Below are 4,622 nucleotides of genomic sequence, written 5' to 3'. Positions count from 1 at the left end.
CACGAAATGTGCCGGCGAAAACACGAGAGTGGCACGAAATGTGCCGGCGAAAACACGAGAGTGGCACGAAATGTGCCACTTTTTTTATTCGTCGTTCGCGTCCATATACAACTTGAAAATGAAATTCCGTCGCGCTTCCCGTTGTGCTCTTGTCTTGATGTATGGATTCTCTTTTTCGTATTCGATGATGTCGCTTTCGAGGAAGAGTGCCGTCCGATTGTTCGCGACATATTGCACTGGGAGAGGAAAATTGTTCTCTCCTTTTTTGTCGTGTAGACTTTGTCTCGGCATATCCCAACGAAGAGAAAGATCGGCGATCGTGAGTAGTTTTGGTATGTCGTTTGGCTTGGTCATTCGTGGTCGCTGCATATTGTTTTCGTCCCTTCACGAGATATCAAAGATAAGGAGTGCCCATTTACATACTGACACTTGTCAGGCAGTATTTTTATGGTCGCCCGTTCGGTCGAAAAAAGCAATGGCTTTTAGCTAAAGGTTTTGGAAGGATACTGAAATAACGTATTGTCAGAAAAATCAAGAAGGCGTACAATAAGCAGTAACAAAATACGGACGGAAACAACAAAAAACGCCACTTCTCCTATCAACCTGTCGCCAAACGGGTTGATGATCATCGAAGTGACGCTTTTGAATAGCGAGTGGTGGAACACTAGCTATTGATCGTTGAAGGCACATTGGACGTGACTTCAACTTAGATGCACCTATCATACTAAGGAAACCTTTAACATTCAAGGTTTTAGTATAAAAAAGGGCGTCGTTCAGTAGCGAGTTTTACGAAACTCTCTATTCGGACGACGTCCTTTTTCTATTGATTTTTACATATCAGAGTTCTGCACTCGCTCTTAAAACGAGTAGGTCCATCTAGCCGACGCAACAAAGTAGATCGGTCACCAATGCGGTTCCAGCAATCGGTGTGACGTTAGCAGGGGAAGGACGGAAAGCCCTGTACATAGCCTAAGTCCCTTCGGGGATATGGTAAAGATCGTTGAGAGGTTCAGACGGGGTCATATGGTACGACCGGAGGCAGTCCCACGACAAACGGTGGGGGAGTTCCTCGTAGGCGGCTGTATGATTGCTGTGACACGACGCAGGACGGCTCTGGCCGTCGTGCAGTGGGTTATGTGACGAGTCGCCGAAAGGCAGCAAGGTAGGGCGTGGAAACGCCTTGTGTGCGCGAGTGATGCGCAGCGAGTCACATGTCGGGGTTGAGACACCTCGGAGTCTTGGAACGCCTAGACATACGGATACCTCGTCTTGCACTAGACGGAGAACGTGGTGGGCAGATTTTAACCGCATCCTTTTTCAAAGGGGTTAGTCTGCCCATCCAGCCGTTTCCTATCTTCCCTACCGGAGTATGCCCGGTGCGTTCTTTGGTTTCAAGTCTTTTTCTTTCCAAGTTCTAAAAAGAAAAGAACAAAGAGCAAACAGATCAGCGAGGAAGCAAGAGAAGGTGCAAATTCATATGTGGCACGAGGAATACGAGCCTAGCGTAGTCTGGCGACGTGTTCCGCATGTGCCCCGACAAGCGAGCGAAGGCGCAAACGCCGTAGCGAAGTGCGTTCAGCAGAGAGAAGAGAGACCTTGAGAGGATCGCCCGAGACATCCGACAGGATGGCAGGGCGATCCATAAGGGAAAACAAGCAGGGATCAGCCCCGGAAACTTAGAATAAAAGAGGGTAAAAGGGAAGGTTAGTTAAAAGTTAGGAAGGAAGATGTGTGGCTATGAAGAACATGGAACTGACGATCTTTGAGGTGACCAAGTTGAATGAGGACATGAAGTTCCTTGATTTGGCGAAAGAACATGCGCCGGTGGGTAAGGAGAAGCTTCGCGAGGCGTTGAAGTCGGCTGGGGCGACGTTCGACCAACGGACCAAACGGTGGCACATCGACCGCAGCCATCCAAATGCGAACAAGAAAGTGCTCGATTTCGTGCAATCAAGTCGTGTCAGTACACCGAAACCGAAGAAAATCGCGTCTGATCCGTTAAAAATCGACCCGGTCACGGGGCAATCCCAATTAGACGACGATTATTTCGCGATTGAGACGAGGCCCGAACAGATCGTCCGGAAGAAAGTCTCCTTGGACATGGATGCGGTCCTACATAAGCAGTTGAAGCAGATCGCCCTGGAGAACGATGTAAAACTCTACGAGTTGGTCGAGGGTGTGCTACGAGATTACGCAAAAAAAGTAAGAGGTTTTGAGAAACTATGATTTGGTTGAGTAATGGTAAAAAATAGTTTCAAAGGGGAGTGATGAATTATTCATCACTCCCCTTTTTTTATAATCCTAAAAATATTTTATTTCTTCAAAAAACCTTTGTTAAAAGTTTGTTTCGTGAAAAAAGAACGGATATTCCCATTGCTTAAAATACTATTTTATGATATAATCAATTAAGGACTTTTATAGTCTTTTTAAGGGCTTAGATGGGAGGAATGGAATTTTTTGGTGTACAAACAAGCGAAAAAAGCAAAAAAAAAGCCTCTAATATGCTGAGTCGCAAACTAGAGAGGCTTTTGAAGTATCTACATTTCTTACCGTCATTAGTAAATGTAGCACGAATAAAGTCCTCTCTTCAATAACAAATGACCTAAAAAGGTCGGAGAGGAAGTCTTACCTTATGAGAAGACAAGAAAAAATTCTATTCAGTAAGCATTATGGGATTAAGGAGGATCCGAAAACTTTTGAGTTTTTGGATGTTTACCTCAACGCGGATTCACTATTTTTTGTGGACGCGGCAAAAATTAAATACGAAGCGACACGAGAGAGTCGCTATCAATATTTGTTCGTTCGCATGCAAAGAACAATCGACAACTTCTTCGAGAGTGTTTTAAGTCTTTATGAAAGCCTGGATGAAGATGGGGATTTGGACTTGGAAGCGAATATGGAATCGTTCGAACGAATCCTTGGGAAGTCGGGAGAAACGCAGTCGACCCATCTCGGGTTCGGTAAAATTGGTTCACCTGGAAAAGGAAGTTCCTTTGAAATTCTCAAGGATGCTTTCGATTACGTCTACGTTGAAAGACTCTATGAACTCGGCGTGATTCAAAACCCCGAAGAACTAACATTGTTCACGGAAAATTTCGCGTACGACAGAATGTCTGACTTCATTATCAGTCTAATCATCCCTGAACTTGCAGAGTTCACGCTTCTTCAGGTTGAAAAACACAAAATCAACGAAGTGCATCTTTCGAATAAACCCGTTCGACTCGGCTACGTGTGGAACGTCGAATCGAAAGAGTGGGGCATCTTCAGAGAGAGAACCTTATTTGACCATTCTGGGCGCCCGGTATTGTTGATTCCTGTTCGTATCATTTCGAGAACGTTCTTGTATGACCCAAAGAAGTATTTGTCGCACTCGCTTTACAGAAGACAAGATGAGTACAGAAATATGGAGTCTGAATTCAATGTTGTCACGGAAGATGGCGTAAAGCCGCCGACGCACAAGGTTATTAAAGAAATCGAAATCCAAGAGCCGGGGTTATCGACTAAGCGTTATTTGATAGACCGTACATTGGTTGATAGTGGTTTGAAAGATAGCTTCCGGACGAAAATCGGCCACTTAGTCGCGAATGGATCTGCTGTTTTGACGGCAGAAGAAATCGCGGCGTACAGAGAGAAGGATTCTCTAAAAAACGAATAAGTTTGCGTGAAATAAAAACTCCACGCAAACTTGACGACGCACTCAAGCCGAAGTCAAAAAAACAGATGAAAAACGACCGATTTCACAAACTTTTTGGGTGAAATCGGTCGTTTTTTTATTGACGTTTTTTTTGATTTTTGATATTTATAAATTGTGGTTAGCACTCTATAGATACGAGTGCTAAAAATAAAAATCTAAGGAGTGATTATCATGGCTGGTTTGATTCCTTTCAACAAGAAGCGTAATGATTTGATGAACCTTGGGTTTAATGATTTTTCGAACATGTTAGATGACTTTTTCTCGGTAAGCGGATTTCCATTTGAAAGAAGCTTAAGACACGACACATTTAAGGTGGACATCAAAGACGAGGGAGAGAAGTATGTTATTGAGGCGGAACTGCCTGGAGTCAAAAAAGAAGATATCCATCTAACGATCGATGACGGTCGTCTCAACCTATCCGTTAAACATGAACAAGTTTCGGAAGAAGAAGGGGATAAATATATTCATAGAGAACGTCGGATGTCTCAGATGTCCCGTAGCATTTTGTTGAAAGATGTGAGTGAAGAGGGCGCCCAAGCTAAATTGGAAGATGGAGTTTTGACATTGACTCTTCCTAAGAAAGAGCATTTAGAGACCTCGAAACGCATCATGATTGAGTAACGTTTATTTCGTGTGATTCCTCCTGAAAGAAAGGCGTTTCGCCTTTCTTTTTTTTGATAATCATTTCCCTGGAAGAATCAAGATTTCCCGTTTCTGTTAGCTGATACGATTTGTTGTCGGAGGAATCCCGTATAAACAAGTGTTCAAAGAGCATAAGGGAAAACTGCTATCACTTTCCGTGATAGCCCAAGCAGAGCCTGGGGTTTCCGTGATATCATCAAAAGTCCAAAAGTGGCACGAAATGTGCCGGCGAAAACACGAGAGTGGCACGAAATGTGCCGGCGAAAACACGAGAGTGGCACGAAAT

General features: G+C 44.0%; 4 protein-coding genes. 3 read left to right on the top strand and 1 reads right to left on the bottom strand.

The window, feature by feature from the left end:
* Positions 1-84: 84 nt before the first annotated feature.
* Complete coding sequence (locus PQI28_RS15520) at positions 85-369, bottom strand: hypothetical protein (protein WP_339963824.1); 285 nt, start codon at positions 367-369, stop codon at positions 85-87.
* 1,368 nt (positions 370-1,737) lie between these two features.
* Between PQI28_RS15520 and PQI28_RS15515 the strand changes: the two genes are divergently transcribed.
* The 3 genes from PQI28_RS15515 to PQI28_RS15505 all read left to right on the top strand — a co-directional run bounded on the left by PQI28_RS15515 (position 1,738) and on the right by PQI28_RS15505 (position 4,315).
* Positions 1,738-2,226, top strand: coding sequence for a hypothetical protein (locus tag PQI28_RS15515; protein ID WP_339963825.1), 489 nt, complete (start codon positions 1,738-1,740; stop codon positions 2,224-2,226).
* A gap of 406 nt (positions 2,227-2,632) precedes the next feature.
* The gene (locus tag PQI28_RS15510) at positions 2,633-3,655 is read left to right on the top strand and encodes a hypothetical protein (RefSeq protein ID WP_339963823.1); all 1,023 of its coding nucleotides are present in this window, start codon (positions 2,633-2,635) and stop codon (positions 3,653-3,655) included.
* A 210-nt stretch (positions 3,656-3,865) separates the two neighbouring features.
* Positions 3,866-4,315 (top strand): Hsp20/alpha crystallin family protein, encoded by a 450-nt coding sequence (locus PQI28_RS15505; protein WP_214686324.1) that lies wholly within the window; start codon positions 3,866-3,868, stop codon positions 4,313-4,315.
* Positions 4,316-4,622: the final 307 nt, after the last annotated feature.

Origin of the sequence: Exiguobacterium sp. USCH10 (assembly GCF_037619445.1) — a bacterium.
Lineage (GTDB): Bacteria > Bacillota > Bacilli > Exiguobacteriales > Exiguobacteriaceae > Exiguobacterium > Exiguobacterium aestuarii_A.
The sequence above is the reverse complement of the archived record's forward strand: the minus strand, read 5'-3'. Positions and strand labels throughout refer to the sequence as shown.

Coding starts and splice junctions, on each gene's coding strand:
- PQI28_RS15520 (WP_339963824.1), bottom strand. CDS start 369: ATGCAGCGACCACGAATGACCAAGCCAAACGACATACCAAAACTACTC.
- PQI28_RS15515 (WP_339963825.1), top strand. CDS start 1,738: ATGAAGAACATGGAACTGACGATCTTTGAGGTGACCAAGTTGAATGAG.
- PQI28_RS15510 (WP_339963823.1), top strand. CDS start 2,633: ATGAGAAGACAAGAAAAAATTCTATTCAGTAAGCATTATGGGATTAAG.
- PQI28_RS15505 (WP_214686324.1), top strand. CDS start 3,866: ATGGCTGGTTTGATTCCTTTCAACAAGAAGCGTAATGATTTGATGAAC.